This window comes from Streptomyces sp. NPDC020780, from assembly GCF_044334475.1.
Taxonomy (GTDB): Bacteria; Actinomycetota; Actinomycetes; order Streptomycetales; family Streptomycetaceae; genus Streptomyces.
Genome location: NZ_JBIRTB010000002.1, coordinates 644,533 through 660,212, shown reverse-complemented (window position 1 = coordinate 660,212; position 15,680 = coordinate 644,533). Strand labels below are relative to the sequence as shown.

General features: G+C 70.4%; 11 protein-coding genes. 8 read left to right on the top strand and 3 right to left on the bottom strand.

Features of this window, described 5'->3' with window-relative positions:
* The first annotated feature begins 43 nt into the window (after positions 1 to 43).
* From ACH4VO_RS06205 to ACH4VO_RS06195, 3 genes are all read left to right on the top strand, one after another.
* A complete protein-coding gene (locus tag ACH4VO_RS06205; RefSeq protein WP_360995800.1) occupies positions 44 to 838 on the top strand; it encodes a ComF family protein in 795 nt (264 codons plus the stop codon).
* A 327-nt stretch (positions 839 to 1,165) separates the two neighbouring features.
* Complete coding sequence (hpf, locus tag ACH4VO_RS06200; RefSeq protein WP_360995830.1) at positions 1,166 to 1,858, top strand: ribosome hibernation-promoting factor, HPF/YfiA family; 693 nt, start codon at positions 1,166 to 1,168, stop codon at positions 1,856 to 1,858.
* A 197-nt stretch (positions 1,859 to 2,055) separates the two neighbouring features.
* On the top strand, positions 2,056 to 2,808 hold the full coding sequence (locus ACH4VO_RS06195; protein WP_360995797.1) for a response regulator transcription factor: 753 nt from the start codon (positions 2,056 to 2,058) through the stop codon (positions 2,806 to 2,808).
* Between the two features lie 23 nt (positions 2,809 to 2,831).
* Here ACH4VO_RS06195 and ACH4VO_RS06190 read toward each other — a convergent pair whose 3' ends face one another.
* Positions 2,832 to 4,007, bottom strand: a complete 1,176-nt coding sequence (locus ACH4VO_RS06190) for a DNA glycosylase AlkZ-like family protein (RefSeq protein WP_360995795.1) — start codon at positions 4,005 to 4,007, stop codon at positions 2,832 to 2,834.
* A gap of 10 nt (positions 4,008 to 4,017) precedes the next feature.
* Entirely contained in the window at positions 4,018 to 4,608 is a 591-nt protein-coding gene (locus ACH4VO_RS06185; protein ID WP_360995792.1) for a GNAT family N-acetyltransferase, read from the bottom strand.
* Between the two features lie 240 nt (positions 4,609 to 4,848).
* Between ACH4VO_RS06185 and secA the strand changes: the two genes are divergently transcribed.
* A complete protein-coding gene (secA, locus tag ACH4VO_RS06180) occupies positions 4,849 to 7,668 on the top strand; it encodes a preprotein translocase subunit SecA (RefSeq protein ID WP_360995789.1) in 2,820 nt (939 codons plus the stop codon).
* 193 nt (positions 7,669 to 7,861) lie between these two features.
* On the opposite strand, the gene ACH4VO_RS06175 is transcribed toward secA, so the two are convergent.
* Positions 7,862 to 8,290 (bottom strand): Rv3235 family protein, encoded by a 429-nt coding sequence (locus ACH4VO_RS06175; RefSeq protein WP_069173057.1) that lies wholly within the window; start codon positions 8,288 to 8,290, stop codon positions 7,862 to 7,864.
* A 278-nt stretch (positions 8,291 to 8,568) separates the two neighbouring features.
* On the opposite strand from ACH4VO_RS06175, the gene ACH4VO_RS06170 reads away from it, so the two are divergent.
* The 4 genes from ACH4VO_RS06170 to ACH4VO_RS06155 all read left to right on the top strand — a co-directional run bounded on the left by ACH4VO_RS06170 (position 8,569) and on the right by ACH4VO_RS06155 (position 15,673).
* Positions 8,569 to 9,075 (top strand): DUF6912 family protein, encoded by a 507-nt coding sequence (locus ACH4VO_RS06170; RefSeq protein WP_360995786.1) that lies wholly within the window; start codon positions 8,569 to 8,571, stop codon positions 9,073 to 9,075.
* Between the two features lie 80 nt (positions 9,076 to 9,155).
* On the top strand, positions 9,156 to 9,845 hold the full coding sequence (locus tag ACH4VO_RS06165) for an HAD family hydrolase (protein ID WP_360995783.1): 690 nt from the start codon (positions 9,156 to 9,158) through the stop codon (positions 9,843 to 9,845).
* A 66-nt stretch (positions 9,846 to 9,911) separates the two neighbouring features.
* Positions 9,912 to 10,187 carry a hypothetical protein gene (locus ACH4VO_RS06160; protein ID WP_360995781.1) on the top strand — a complete coding sequence of 92 codons (276 nt, stop codon included), beginning with the start codon at positions 9,912 to 9,914 and terminating at the stop codon, positions 10,185 to 10,187.
* Positions 10,188 to 10,657: 470 nt separating this feature from the next.
* Complete coding sequence (locus ACH4VO_RS06155) at positions 10,658 to 15,673, top strand: NAD-glutamate dehydrogenase (RefSeq protein WP_360995778.1); 5,016 nt, start codon at positions 10,658 to 10,660, stop codon at positions 15,671 to 15,673.
* Positions 15,674 to 15,680 lie beyond the last annotated feature (7 nt).

The following is a 15,680-nucleotide window of genomic DNA, read 5'->3' as shown; positions in this document are numbered from 1 at the left end:
CACAGGGCCGGCGCGGTTCTCGTGAACCGGGCACGGTGGGGTCATGAAGGCATGGTGGCGGGAGATCACCGGGCTGGTCCTGCCTGTGGCCTGTGGTGGCTGCGGCAGGCCACGCACGGAGCTGTGCGACACGTGCGCCGCGGTGCTCGACGCGCGGCCGTGTCGTGTGAGGCCGACCCCGGAGCCCCCGGGGCTTCCGCTGGTGCACGCGGTCGCACCGTACGAGAACGCGGTACGCGCGATGCTGCTGGCCCACAAGGAGCGGGGGGCACTGGGGCTGGCCGGACCGCTCGGCGGGGCGCTGGCGGCGGCGGTGCGGGCCGGCGCGGGACAGGTGGGAGGCGCGGGGCCGCTGCTCCTGGTGCCCGTACCGTCGGCGCGGCGCGCCACGGCCGCACGCGGGCACGACCCGACGCGCAGAATCGCACGCTCCGCCGCGGCGGAGCTGCGGCGGAGCGGTACGCCGGCACACGTGCCGGCGGTGCTGCGGCAGCGGCGGGTGGTGGCCGACCAGGCCGGGCTGGGTGCCCGGGAGCGGCAGGCGAATCTGACGGGGGCGCTCGAAGTGACGGCGGGAGCCCGGCACCTGCTCGACGGTGGCAGGGTGTGGCTGGTCGACGACCTGCTGACGACGGGGGCGTCGCTGACGGAAGCGGCGCGAGCGGTTCGCGCGGCCTGGGCGGGCCGAGGGATCGGAGGGGACGGAGCGGCCGCGGGCGCACGGCGGACCGGTCGGGCCGCCGGTCACGGTGCGTCTGCCGGCCAGGGGGCCGTGGCTTCCCTGCGGGCCGCCGTTGTCGCAGCTTCTCCGACTGCTTTCGAAATAAACCGGAACTGACAGAATATTTGCATCGTTGCAGGTGGTGAGTGGGTAAAGCGACCTGATCGGAGGTACGCGTGAGTAGCGGGTGCCGTCACGGTGTCGAGCAGGCTATGTTCGGTTGTGAGGGCCGGTGAACACCGAACCTCGAGGAATGCACCACCACGTTTCGGGCAGGTAACTCACCGAGGCCAGAAGCATGGAAGTCGGTGGGGTGGAGACCCTGCCGAAGGGGGAGGAGGAGGTGAAAGTCACCGAGTCCGAGGCTCCGGCGATCACCGGAGTCTGGTGCGAAAGGGAGACGCTCCGCCGTTGAAGCGGAGCGATCCGGGAACGGAGTTCTGCGTGGACATCGTCGTCAAGGGCCGCAAGACCGAGGTACCCGAGCGGTTCCGCAAGCACGTGGCCGAAAAGCTGAAGCTGGACAAGATCCAGAAGTTCGACGGCAAGGTGATGAGCCTGGACGTCGAGGTGTCCAAGGAGCCGAATCCCCGTCAGGCCGACCGCGCGGCCCGGGTGGAGATCACGCTCCGCTCGCGGGGACCGGTCATCCGGGCGGAAGCGGCGGCAGGCGACCCGTACGCAGCGTTGGACCTGGCCACGGACAAGCTGGACGCGCGGCTGCGCAGGGAGCACGACAAGCGCTACAGCCGGCGGGGCACCGGCCGTCTGTCCGCCGCCGAGGTGGCGGAGGCCGTGCCGGGGGCCGCGTCGTTCAACGGTGAGAACGGCGAGCTGGCTCGCGAGGAGACGACGCCCGCCGTGCCCACCAAGAAGATCGGTTCGCTCGAGGTGCAGGGCGAGGGACCGCTCGTGGTGCGCGAGAAGACGCACGTCGCAGCACCGATGACGCTCGACCAGGCGCTCTACGAGATGGAGCTGATCGGTCACGACTTCTACCTGTTCGTCGACTCCGAGACCAAGGAGCCCAGCGTCGTCTACCGCCGGCACGCCTACGACTACGGTGTCATCCACCTGAGGACCGACCCGCTGGCCTCCGACGGGGCGGGCGGCGCGGGCGGTGCGCTCGGCGGCTGACAGACACGCCGCAGGCCCTACCCGAGTGCCCCTGGAAGCGACTGTGCGCCCCCAGGGGCACTCGGGTGAGGCCCACATGGTCACCGAGGGGACACCGGGGCATGAAATCATGGCGGCCCAAGCCAACCGGTGTGCTGTGAGCTGCCGTTGGCGGACGAGTCTGTGACCTCAGGCCGTGGCCTTCAGGGGGAGGAACGATGGCGGACACCTTCGGGCCCGTACGCAGGACCAATGCCGCCGACGACGTTTCGGGTGCGGATTCCCCTACGGGCGGTGTCGGTTGCGGCAAGGAGCCGATCCGGGTTCTCGTGGTCGACGACCACGCCCTCTTCCGCAGAGGTCTGGAGATCGTCCTGGCGCAGGAGGAGGACATCCAGGTCGTCGGCGAGGCGGGGGACGGCGCGGAGGCGGTCGACAAGGCTGCGGATCTGCTGCCCGACATTGTTCTGATGGACGTCCGGATGCCCAGGCGCGGTGGCATCGAGGCCTGCACCTCCATCAAGGAGGTGGCCCCGAGCGCCAAGATCATCATGCTGACGATCAGCGACGAGGAGGCCGACCTCTACGAGGCGATCAAGGCGGGCGCGACCGGGTATCTCCTCAAGGAGATCTCCACCGACGAGGTGGCCACGGCCATTCGCGCGGTCGCGGACGGCCAGTCCCAGATCAGCCCGTCGATGGCCTCGAAACTCCTGACCGAGTTCAAGTCGATGATCCAGCGCACCGACGAGCGCCGGCTCGTCCCCGCTCCCCGACTCACCGAGCGGGAACTGGAGGTGCTCAAGCTGGTGGCCACGGGGATGAACAACCGCGATATCGCCAAGGAACTGTTCATTTCCGAGAACACGGTGAAGAATCACGTCCGCAACATCCTGGAGAAGCTGCAGCTGCACTCCCGCATGGAGGCCGTGGTCTATGCCATGCGGGAGAAGATCCTCGAAATCGGATAGCCCGGCGGTACAGCGGCCGGCTCCTATCCCAGGACACGGGCGATTTCCGCGCGCAGGGGTTCGCGCAGCTCCGGAGCATCGACCCGTTCCAGCCGGACGTCCGTGCAGCCGACCCAGGACGCCGCCTCCGCCAGAGCCTGCGCCATCGGCGTCACGGACTTTGCGCCCTCCAGGGAGACCTGACGGGCGATCAGGGTGGTGCCCTCACGTGCCGGGTCGACGCGGCCCTGGAGCCTGCCGCCTGCGAGCAGCGGCATGGCGAAGTAGCCGTGCACACGCTTGGGCCGGGGCACGTACGCCTCCAGGCGGTGGGTGAAGGCGAAGATCCGCTCCGTGCGTGCCCGCTCCCAGATCAGCGAGTCGAACGGCGACAGCAGCGTCGTCCGGTGCCGGCCGCGTGGTTCCGAGGCCAGCGCCTCGGGGTGCGCCCACGCCGGTCTGGCCCAGCCCTCGACCGATACGGGAACCAGGCCGGAGTCCGCCACGACGGCGTCGAACTGCTCGGCCCTCAGCCGGTGGTAGTCCGCGATGTCGGCGCGCGTCCCGACTCCCAGCGACCGGCCGGCCAGCGCGACCAGACGGCGTGTGCACTCCGCGTCGTCCAGGTCGTCGTGGAGGAGGGGGTCCGGGATCGCGCGCTCGGCCAGGTCGTACACACGCTTCCAGCCGCGCCGCTCGGTGCAGACGACCTCGCCGTACATCAGGGCCCGTTCGACGGCGACCTTCGAGGCGGACCAGTCCCACCACTCCCCGCCGTTCTTCGCGCCGCCGAGCTCCGTGGCCGTCAGAGGGCCCTCGGCGCGCAGCTGCGCGATCACCGTTTCGTACGCGCCCGCGGGGAGGTCGTGGTGCCAGTGCGGGCGGGACCGGTAGGCGCGGCGGCGGAACGCGAAGTGCGGCCACTCCTCGACCGGCAGCACGCACGCGGCGTGCGACCAGTACTCGAACGACCGGCCCCCCGACCAGTAGGCCTCGTCGACCGCGCGGCGGCCCACGCCACCGAGCCGGGCGTAGGGGACGAGTTCGTGCGACCGGGCGAGGACCGAGATCGTGTCGAGCTGGACGGCCCCCAGGTGGCGCAGGACTCCGGGCACCCCGCCCCGGCGGTCCGGCGCGCCCAGCAAGCCCTGGGCCCTCAGGGCCATCCGGCGGGCCTGATCGGCGGAGAGTTCCAGAACGGGCTGCGGCACAGGCGTCATGGACCGAACCCTAGAGGGCGTCACTGACAGCGGGTGCCGGCAGATACGGGTGGGTACCGGGCAGTCCCAGGTCGGCGGGGAGCAGCGCCCCGGTCCAGGTGTCGCGCCGTGTCCCCTTGTTCAGCAGGGCCGACCGCTGCTCCCCCTCCATGCGGAAACCGGCACGTAGCGCGACGGCCCGCGACGCCGTGTTGCCGACTTCCGTCCGCCACTCGAGCCGGTCCGCCGCGAGGGCGGTGAACGTCCACCGGGCGGCCGCGAGCACCGCCTCCGCAGTGAAGCCACGACCCCGGCGGTCCGGGGCCGTCCAATAGCCCACCTCGTAGGTACCCGCCAGGCTGCGGCGTTCGATGCCGAGGGCGCCGGTGACCGGCCCGCCGTCCCGGGCGGTCACGGCGAAGCTGTACATGGTGTCGTCCTGCCAGCCCCGGGGGGACAGTTCCCGTACGAAGAGTTCCGCGTCCGCGCGGGAGTACGGGGAGGGGATGGTCGTCCAGCGCTGGATGTCGGGGGCCTGGCAGGCGGCGTGGACCTCGTCCACGTCCCGGGGTTCGAAGGGCCGCAGAAGCAGGCGCTCGGTGGTGAGGGTGATCGGCTCCATGCGGAGATTGTGGTGATCCGGGGCCCGTGGCGCGACCTCTTTACCGGCGTCCCGGCACCTTCCGCCCCCTCCGTCCGTTGTCCTGGGAGGGTGCGGTGGGGGCAACGCGGCAGCATCCCTCCCGGCGCGGTGGGGTCCTCGCTTACGATGGCCGTTGCGGTGGGGCCCACCTGCCGTGCCCGCGCCAGAGTCCATCACACGACCCAGTGCCAGGCCCGACCGGCAAGGAGACCAGCCTCAGTGTCCGTCTTCAACAAGCTCATGCGTGCAGGCGAAGGCAAGATCCTGCGCAAACTGCACCGCATCGCGGACCAGGTCAGCTCCATCGAAGAGGACTTCGTCAACCTCTCCGACGCCGAGCTGCGGGCGCTCACCGACGAGTACAAGGAACGGTACGCGGACGGCGAGAGCCTGGACGACCTGCTTCCCGAAGCCTTCGCGACCGTCCGTGAGGCCGCCAAGCGCGTCCTCGGACAGCGCCATTACGACGTCCAGATGATGGGCGGCGCCGCCCTGCACCTCGGTTACGTGGCCGAGATGAAGACCGGTGAGGGCAAGACCCTCGTCGGTACGCTGCCGGCGTATCTCAACGCGCTGTCCGGCAAGGGCGTGCACCTGATCACGGTCAACGACTACCTCGCCGAGCGCGACTCCGAGATGATGGGACGCGTCCACAAGTTCCTCGGTCTCGAGGTCGGCTGCATCATCGCCAACATGACGCCGGCGCAGCGCCGTGAGCAGTACGCGTGCGACATCACGTACGGCACGAACAACGAGTTCGGCTTCGACTACCTCCGCGACAACATGGCGTGGTCCCAGGACGAGCTCGTCCAGCGCGGCCACAACTTCGCCATCGTGGACGAGGTCGACTCGATCCTGGTCGACGAGGCCCGTACGCCACTGATCATCTCCGGCCCCGCCGACCAGGCCACCAAGTGGTACGGCGACTTCGCGAAGCTGGTCAGGCGTCTCACCAGGGGCGAGGCGGGCAATCCGCTGAAGGGCCTGGAGGAGACCGGCGACTACGAGGTCGACGAGAAGAAGCGGACCGTGGCGATCCACGAGCCCGGTGTCTCCAAGGTCGAGGACTGGCTGGGGATCGACAACCTCTACGAGTCGGTGAACACCCCGCTCGTGGGGTACCTCAACAACGCGATCAAGGCCAAGGAGCTCTTCAAGAAGGACAAGGACTACGTCGTCATCGACGGCGAGGTCATGATCGTCGACGAGCACACGGGCCGTATCCTCGCGGGCCGCCGCTACAACGAGGGCATGCACCAGGCGATCGAGGCGAAGGAAGGGGTGGACATCAAGGACGAGAACCAGACGCTCGCCACGATCACCCTGCAGAACTTCTTCCGCCTGTACGACAAGCTCTCGGGCATGACCGGTACGGCGATGACCGAGGCGGCCGAGTTCCACCAGATCTACAAGCTGGGCGTCGTGCCGATCCCGACGAACCGGCCGATGGTTCGGGCCGACCAGTCGGACCTGATCTACCGCACCGAGGTCGCGAAGTTCGCCGCGGTCGTCGACGACATCGCGGAGAAGCACGAGAAGGGTCAGCCGATCCTGGTCGGCACGACCTCCGTCGAGAAGTCCGAGTACCTCTCGCAGCAGCTCTCCAAGCGCGGTGTCCAGCACGAGGTCCTCAACGCCAAGCAGCACGACCGTGAGGCGACGATCGTCGCCCAGGCGGGCCGCAAGGGCGCGGTCACGGTCGCCACGAACATGGCCGGGCGAGGCACCGACATCAAGCTCGGAGGCAATCCGGACGACCTCGCCGAGGCGGAGCTGCGGCAGCGCGGCCTCGACCCCGTCGAGCACGTCGAGGAGTGGGCTGCGGCTCTGCCCGCCGCGCTGGAGAAGGCCGAGCAGGCCGTGAAGGCCGAGTTCGAGGAGGTCAAGGCGCTGGGTGGGCTGTACGTGCTCGGTACGGAGCGGCACGAGTCGCGGCGTATCGACAACCAGCTGCGCGGCCGTTCCGGCCGTCAGGGCGACCCCGGCGAGTCCCGGTTCTACCTCTCGCTGGGCGACGACCTGATGCGGCTGTTCAAGGCGCAGATGGTCGAACGCGTCATGTCGATGGCGAACGTCCCCGACGACGTGCCGATCGAGAACAAGATGGTGACCCGCGCGATCGCCTCCGCGCAGTCGCAGGTCGAGCAGCAGAACTTCGAGACGCGCAAGAACGTCCTGAAGTACGACGAGGTGCTCAACCGGCAGCGCGAGGTCATCTACGGCGAGCGCCGGAGGGTCCTGGAGGGTGAGGACCTGCAGGACCAGATCCGCCACTTCATGGACGACACGATCGACGACTACATCCGCCAGGAGACGGCGGAGGGCTTCGCCGAGGAGTGGGACCTGGACCGGCTGTGGGGTGCCTTCAGGCAGCTCTACCCGGTGAAGGTGACGGTCGCCGAGCTCGAGGACGCGGCGGGTGACCTCGCGGGGGTGACGGCGGACTTCATCGCGGAGGCCGTCAAGGACGACATCCACCAGCAGTACGAGGAGCGCGAGAAGACCCTCGGCTCGGACATCATGCGTGAGCTGGAGCGCCGTGTGGTGCTGTCCGTCCTGGACCGCAAGTGGCGTGAGCACCTCTACGAGATGGACTACCTCCAGGAGGGCATCGGCCTGCGGGCCATGGCGCAGAAGGACCCGCTGGTCGAGTACCAGCGCGAGGGCTTCGACATGTTCAACGCCATGATGGAGGGCATCAAGGAGGAGTCCGTCGGCTACCTGTTCAACCTGGAGGTCCAGGTCGAGCAGCAGGTCGAGGAGGTTCCGGTGCAGGACGCGGCGGAGCGCCCCTCCCTGGAGAAGCAGGACGTGGCGGCCGGCGGAGGCCGTCCGGAGATCCGTGCCAAGGGCCTGGAGGCTCCGCAGCGGCCGGACCGGCTGCACTTCTCCGCCCCCACGGTGGACGGTGAGGGTGGCGTCGTCGAGGGTGACTTCTCCAACGGTGACGGTGCCCGTCCCGACGGTGACGGGATGACGCGTGCCGAGCGCCGCAAGGCGCAGAAGAGCGGTGGCGGCGGGCGGCGCCGCAAGAAGTAGCGCGAAGAAGGAGCGCCGAGCGTTCCGGACGGCCTGGGCCGGGGCACCGCAGGGTGCCAGGCCCAGGCCGTTCCCGTGGGGCCATGGAGCACTGAGGGGCGGCTGAGAGGCCTCGGGGCCGTCCCAGCGGGGAACCGGGGCGGGATCGGGCACAGGAGGCGGCGCCGGGCCGCTCAGGCGGGTGCGGGGCCGCTCATCTCACAGCCGGCAGACGTTCGCCGCCCAGGTCGACCGCGGCGCAGCGCCAGCGGAGGTCGGGCCCCTGTTCGAGCCGGAAGGCGAGGGCGCGGATCTGGCCGCCCGTCGCGATGCTGGCGAAGGCCTCGACGACGCCGGTGGCGGGCTGGACGCCGTGGCAGGCGCGTACGACGGGGCGCCGGTACCCCGCACCGAGCGGGGCGGTCGGCGCGAGTTCGGCGAGTTGGTCGTAGGCCTCCCCGATGGTGTGGCCGAGCATCCAGTGCACCGGGCGCTGGCCGCTGAGGACCGCGAGCAGGCGTTCCGCGAACCACTGGTGCGGGCGCGGCGCGTGCCGGGGCCGCTGTGGCGTGCGCTGCGGCGGTACGGTGCCCGGCCTGCCGCGATCGCGTCGTCCGGCCGGCCTCGTCCTGTCTGTGCTCATGCGTAGCCCCCGTGGCTGCTGTCCGGCGCCCGTCGAGTACCGGGCGGTAACTTTCTGCTGGGGATCTTCTACGGGCCCGGCCGAGGGCACCGCAAGCCGGGGACCGGCCGAACGGGAGCCTCACGGGATTCACCTATCCGGGTGGCGGGCCCGGCGCCGCACAGGTCCGGAGGGGGTGACGGCCGTCGCCGGGTGGACAGCGGGGTACGGCTCGCCGACCCCGATGGGGGACGTCCCACGTATCCTGTGGGCGTCCTCGACTACGAAAGCGGTCATCCATGCGTGTGTACGTCCCTCTGACCCTCTCCGGTCTTGCCGAGGCGCACAGCGCGGGTCTGCTCGGTCCCGGGCCGCTGACCGCCTACGCCGTGACGCCCGGGCTGCGCGAGTGGTACGTCTCCGACGACAGCGAGGAGCTGGAGTACGCGGCGCTCAGCCGGGCCGCCTCGGCCTCCCTGCGACTGATCGCCGCGAGGCCGGACGAGCCCAGGCGCCGGGTCGTCGTGGCCGTGGACGTGGCGGACGGAGCGGCGGTCGCCGATCCGGACCACGTGCTGGACGCCTCGTCGCTCGGTGAGGTGCGCATCGCCGAGGCCGTGCCGCTGTCGAAGGCCGCCGCCGTGCACGTGGACTCCGACGACGCCGGGAAGGACGTGGCGGCGGCAGCGGCCGCGCTGGGCGCGGCCGATCTCGGTGACGACGACGCGCAGTTCACCGTGGACGGTGCCGAGGACCACGAGCTGCTGTGGTTCGGCGTCCAGGAGATCCCCGGCCTGATCGGCTGAGCACCGGGGCGCCGGGCCCTCGGCGGCCGGGCGGCGGCCGGCGGTGGGGGACTGTCGTACCCGGCGGGTATTTTCTCTGTATGGCGACACCCGGGAAGCAGCGCACCCATCTGGTCTGGGACTGGAACGGCACCCTGCTGGACGACGTCCACGCGGTCCTCGGCGCGACGAACGCCGCCTTCGCGGAGGTCGGCCTGGCGCCGATCACGCTGGAGCAGTACCGCGAGATGTACTGCGTCCCGATACCGAGGTTCTACGAACGGCTGCTCGGAAGGGCGCCCACACCCGCCGAGTGGGAGCGGATGGACGGCGTCTTCCACCGCCACTACACCGAGCGGCGGACCGCCTGTGCCCTGACTGCGGGGGTCGAGGAACTGCTGGCGCGGTGGTCCCGTGCCGGCCGCAGTCAGTCGCTGCTCAGCATGTACGGCCACGAGCACCTGGTCCCCGTGGTCCGGGGGTACGGCATCGAGCGCCACTTCGTACGCGTCGACGGGCGGACGGGTCCCTCCGGCGGCAGCAAGGCGCAGCACATGGAGCGCCACTTCGAGGTGCTGGCGGGACTGGAGGGGGCGGCCCGGACCGCCCCCGAGCATGCGGTCGTCATCGGGGACGCGGTGGACGACGCCGTGGCGGCGGCGCACGTCGGGGCGCGTGCCGTGCTCTACACCGGCGGTTCCCACAGCCGCGCCAGCCTGGAGGCGGCGGGGGTCCCCGTGGTGGACACCCTCGCCGAGGCCGTCGCGCTGGCGGAGCGGATGGCGGCCTGACGGCCGCACGACGGAGGAGGGCTGGCGGCGGCCCGGCGGCGGCCCGGCGGCCTGCCGGATCGCCGAGTGCCTCGCCGATCCCGTCCGCAGGCTGTCGGCCGGGGCGACGGCGCGCTCAGCTGGTGGCGAGTCGGCGGCGTACGGCGTACGGCGAACGCACCCGGCGTACGCCTGGCCGACGTGCGCGGTGACCACGCGGCCGAGGTACCCGGCGAACGCCTGGCCGACGTGCCCGGTGACCACGCGGTCGAGGCGCTGGGTGCACGCATGGCCGGCGTTCCTGCACACGGCCGAGGTGCCGGACGTACGTACGCCTGGCCGAGGCACCCGGCGTACGCCTGACCGACGTGCCCGGCGTACACCCGGCCCAGGCACCCGGTGAACTCGGCGAAGCCGAGGTCGGCGCCCCCGGTCGACGTGCCGACCTGGTGCCGACGGCTGGGAGCCGGATTCCATGCGCCCGATACGCGCCGAAACGGTCCTGCGCGATGTCCAGAGTGTCAAAGTTCTGGGTCATCTTTTGTACATATGCGGCTCATGACGGTTGTGGGTACGGGAGAGATAGCCTGGTCCCGTGATCAGCGCGATACGCCTCGGGGGCAGCGAAGCCCCCGGCCTGCGCCCGGAGTGCCACCGCACCCGGGCGATCCGCGATCTCCGCACCCCGGGCCGTCTGCCAAAAATGGTCAATATGGTCCCGGGCATCTCCCACGGCGGCATAGCGTCGACCGAGACCGGAAACCCCGTGTCGTGGCGGTACGTCGTCTTTTTCACCTACGTCACGCAACGGCGCGCGACAGGAGCCAGAGGACATGCAGACCAAGCTGGACGAAGCCAAGGCCGAGCTGCTCGAACGGGCGGCCCGGGTAGCTGACAACAGTCCGGGCGGTGGTGTCGGTGGCCCGGGAGGTACCCCCCGGGTGCTCACCGCCGAGGCGGGCACAGGGGCGGACCGGGACGAGCGGCCGGGCCACGACACGCTGCTCGCCTATCTCCAGCGCTACTACCTGCACACCGCTCCCGAGGACGTCGCCGACCGCGACCCGGTCGACGTCTTCGGTGCGGCCTCCTCCCATTTCCGTCTCGCCGAGAACCGCCCGCAGGGCACCGCGAACGTCCGGGTCCACACCCCGACCGTCGAGGAGAACGGCTGGACCTCCAGCCACTCCGTCGTCGAGGTGGTCACCGACGACATGCCGTTCCTGGTCGACTCGGTCACCAACGAGCTGTCCAGGCAGGGCCGCGGCATCCATCTGGTGATCCACCCGCAGGTCGTCGTCCGCCGCGACGTCACCGGCAAGCTGATCGAGGTACTCGCCGACGACCGGCCCGGGGGCAACGGCGTCAAGCGGGGCAAGGGCAGCGAGGAGTCCAGGGCCGAGCTGCCGCACGACGCGCTCGTCGAGTCGTGGATCCACGTCGAGATCGACCGGGAGACCGACCGCGCCGACCTCAAGCAGATCACCGCCGATCTGCTGCGCGTCCTGTCCGACGTACGGGAGACCGTCGAGGACTGGGAGAAGATGCGCGAGGCCGCACTGCGGATCGCCGACGACCTTCCCGCCGAGCCGCTGGACGACCTCGGGGACGACGAGGTGGAGGAGGCCCGCGAGCTGCTGCGCTGGCTCGCCGCCGACCACTTCACCTTCCTCGGCTACCGGGAGTACGAGCTCCGGGAGTCCGACGCGCTGACGGCCATCCCCGGCACCGGCCTCGGCATCCTGCGCTCCGACCCGCAGCACAGCGAGGACGAGGCGCACCCGGTGAGCCCGTCCTTCGGGCGGCTGCCCGCCGACGCCCGCGCGAAGGCCCGTGAGCACAAGCTGCTCGTCCTGACGAAGGCGAACAGCCGGGCCACCGTGCACCGCCCCAGCTACCTCGACTACGTCGGCGTGAAGAAGTTCGACGCCGACGGCAACGTCATCGGTGAGCGGCGCTTCCTCGGGCTCTTCTCCTCCGCGGCCTACACCGAGTCCGTACGCCGGGTGCCCGTGGTGCGGCGCAAGGTCGCCGAGGTGCTGGAAGGCGCGGGCTTCACGCCCCACAGCCACGACGGCCGCGACCTGCTGCAGATCCTGGAGACGTACCCGCGCGACGAGCTCTTCCAGACGCCCGTCGACCAGCTGCGGTCCATCGTGACCTCCGTGCTGTACCTCCAGGAGCGCCGCCGGCTGCGGCTGTACCTGCGCCAGGACGAGTACGGCCGTTACTACTCCGCCCTCGTGTACCTGCCGCGCGACCGCTACACCACCGGTGTGCGGCTCCGCCTGATCGACATCCTCAAGGACGAACTGGGCGGCACCAACGTCGACTTCACCGCCTGGAACACGGAGTCGATCCTCTCGCGGCTGCACTTCGTCGTCCGGGTCGCCCCGGGCACCGAGCTGCGGCACCTCACCGACGCCGACGCCGACCGCATCGAGGCGCGTCTCGTCGAGGCCGCCCGTTCCTGGTCCGACGGCTTCCAGGAGGCACTCAACGCCGAGCTGGGCGAGGAGCGGGCCGCCGAGCTGATGCGCCGCTACGGCCACTCGTTCCCCGAGGGGTACAAGGCCGATCACTCACCGCGTGCCGCCGTGGCCGACCTGGTCCACCTCGAAGCGCTCACGAGCGACAGCAAGGACTTCTCGCTCAGCCTGTACGAGCCCGTCGACGCCGGTCCCGGAGAGCGCCGCTTCAAGATCTACCGGACCGGTGAGCAGGTCTCCCTCTCCGCGGTCCTGCCCGCACTCCAGCGGCTCGGCGTCGAGGTCGTCGACGAACGCCCGTACGAGCTGCGCTGCGCCGACCGTACGCACGCCTGGATCTACGACTTCGGGCTGCGCATGCCGACGGTCGCCGGCAGCGGCGACTACCTCGCCGACGACGCCAGGGAGCGTTTCCAGGAGGCCTTCGCCGCCGTCTGGACCGGCCGGGCGGAGAACGACGGCTTCAACGCCCTCGTGCTCGGCGCGGGGCTGGACTGGCGTCAGGCGATGGTGCTGCGCGCCTACGCGAAGTACCTGCGGCAGGCCGGTTCGACGTTCAGCCAGGACTACATGGAGGACACCCTCCGCAACAACGTCCACACCACCCGGCTGCTGGTCTCCCTGTTCGAGGCCCGGATGTCCCCGAGCCGTCAGAAGGCCGGCACGGAGCTGACCGACGGGCTGCTCGAGGAGCTGGACGGCGCCCTGGACCAGGTCGCCTCCCTCGACGAGGACCGGATCCTGCGGTCCTTCCTCACCGTCATCAAGGCCACGCTGCGGACCAACTTCTTCCAGAGCGCGGACCCGGACGGCACCCCGCACGCCTACGTCTCGATGAAGTTCGACCCGCAGGCCATCCCGGACCTGCCCGCGCCCCGTCCGGCGTACGAGATCTGGGTCTACTCCCCGCGGGTGGAGGGCGTCCACCTGCGCTTCGGCAAGGTCGCCCGCGGTGGTCTGCGCTGGTCGGACCGGCGGGAGGACTTCCGTACGGAGATCCTCGGCCTGGTCAAGGCGCAGATGGTCAAGAACACCGTGATCGTGCCCGTCGGCGCCAAGGGCGGCTTCGTCGCCAAGCAGCTCCCGGACCCGGCCGTCGACCGTGACGCCTGGATGGCCGAGGGCATCGCGTCCTACCGGACGTTCATCTCGGCGCTGCTCGACATCACCGACAACATGGTGACGGGCGAGGTCGTGCCGCCGGCCGACGTCGTCCGCCACGACGAGGACGACACCTACCTCGTCGTCGCGGCGGACAAGGGCACCGCGAGCTTCTCCGACATCGCCAACGAGGTCGCCGAGTCGTACGGGTTCTGGCTCGGCGACGCCTTCGCCTCCGGCGGTTCCGCCGGATACGACCACAAGGGCATGGGCATCACCGCCCGCGGCGCCTGGGAGTCCGTCAAGAGGCACTTCCGGGAGCTGGGGCGTGACACCCAGACCGAGGACTTCACCGTCGTCGGTGTCGGCGACATGTCCGGTGACGTGTTCGGCAACGGCATGCTGCTCTCCGAGCACATCCGGCTGGTCGCGGCCTTCGACCACCGGCACATCTTCATCGACCCGGACCCGGACGCCGCCACGTCGTACGCGGAGCGGCGCCGGCTCTTCGAACTGCCGCGCAGCTCCTGGGCGGACTACGACCCGAAGCTGCTCTCCCCGGGCGGTGGCGTCCACCCCCGCTCCGCCAAGTCGATCCCGGTCAACGCCCACATGCGTGAGGCGCTCGGCATCGACTCCAAGGTCACGAAGATGACCCCCGCCGAGCTGATGCAGAACATCCTCAAGGCGTCGGTCGACCTCCTGTGGAACGGCGGCATCGGCACGTACATCAAGTCGTCCGCCGAGTCGAACGCCGATGTCGGCGACAAGGCCAACGACGCGATCCGGGTCAACGGCGAGGACCTGCGGGCCCGGGTCGTCGGCGAGGGCGGGAACCTCGGGGCCACGCAGCTCGGCCGCATCGAGTTCGCCCGGTCCGGCGGCCGGATCAACACCGACGCCATCGACAACAGCGCCGGCGTGGACACCTCCGACCACGAGGTGAACATCAAGATCCTGCTCAACGGGCTGGTCCGCGACGGTGACATGACCGTCAAACAGCGCAACAAGGTCCTCGCGGAGATGACCGACGAGGTCGGACGACTCGTGCTGCGCAACAACTACGCGCAGAACGTGGCGCTCGCCAACGCCTGCGCCCAGGCGCCGTCGCTCCTCCACGCCCACCAGCGGTTCATGCGCAGGCTCGGCCGCGACGGCCACCTGGACCGGGCCCTGGAGTTCCTGCCCAACGACCGGCAGATCCGGGAGCTGCTCAACCACGGCAAGGGCCTCAGCCAGCCCGAACTGGCCGTACTGATCGCCTACACCAAGATCACGACGGCCGACGAGCTGATCTCCACCAGCCTGCCGGACGACCCGCACCTGCAGAAGCTGGTGCACGCCTACTTCCCGGAGCAGCTGAGCGCGGCGTTCCCCGAAGCGGTCGACGGACACGCGCTGCGCCGCGAGATCATCACGACCGTGCTGGTCAACGACACGGTCAACAGTGGCGGTTCGACGTTCCTGCACCGGCTGCGGGAGGAGACGGGCGCGTCGCTCGAGGAGATCGTGCGGGCGCAGTACGCCGCCCGGGAGATCTTCGGGCTCTCCGCGGTGTGGGACGCGGTGGAGGCGCTCGACAACCAGGTGGCTGCCGACGTGCAGACCCGGATCCGGCTGCACTCGCGCAGGCTGGTGGAGCGCGGCTCGCGGTGGCTGCTGGGCAACAGGCCGCAGCCGGTCGAGATCGCGGAGACCGTCGACTTCTTCCGCGAGGGGGTCGAGAAGGTCTGGGGCGAGCTGCCCCGGCTGCTCAGGGGTGCCGACCTCGAGTGGTACCGGTCGATCCTCGGCGAGCTCACCTCGGTCGGGGTCCCCGAGGAGCTCGCGGTGCGGGTCGCCGGGTTCTCCTCGGCCTTCCCGGCGCTGGACATCGTGGCCATCGCGGACCGTACGGGCAAGGACCCGCTGGCCGTCGCCGAGGTCTACTACGACCTCGGGGACCGGCTGGGGATCGCCCAGCTGATGGACCGGATCATCGAGCTGCCGCGGGCCGACCGCTGGCAGTCCATGGCCCGCGCCTCCATCCGCGAGGACCTGTACGCGGCGCACGCCGCGCTGACCTCGGACGTCCTCGCCGTCGGCAACGGGACGTCGGCGCCCGAGGAGCGGTTCGCCGCCTGGGAGGAGAAGAACGCACCGATCCTGGCGCGGTCGCGGTCCACCCTGGAGGAGATCCAGAGCTCGGACGCCTTCGACCTGGCCAACCTGTCGGTGGCGATGAGGACGATGCGGACGCTGCTGCGTACCCACGCGTGATCCGGGG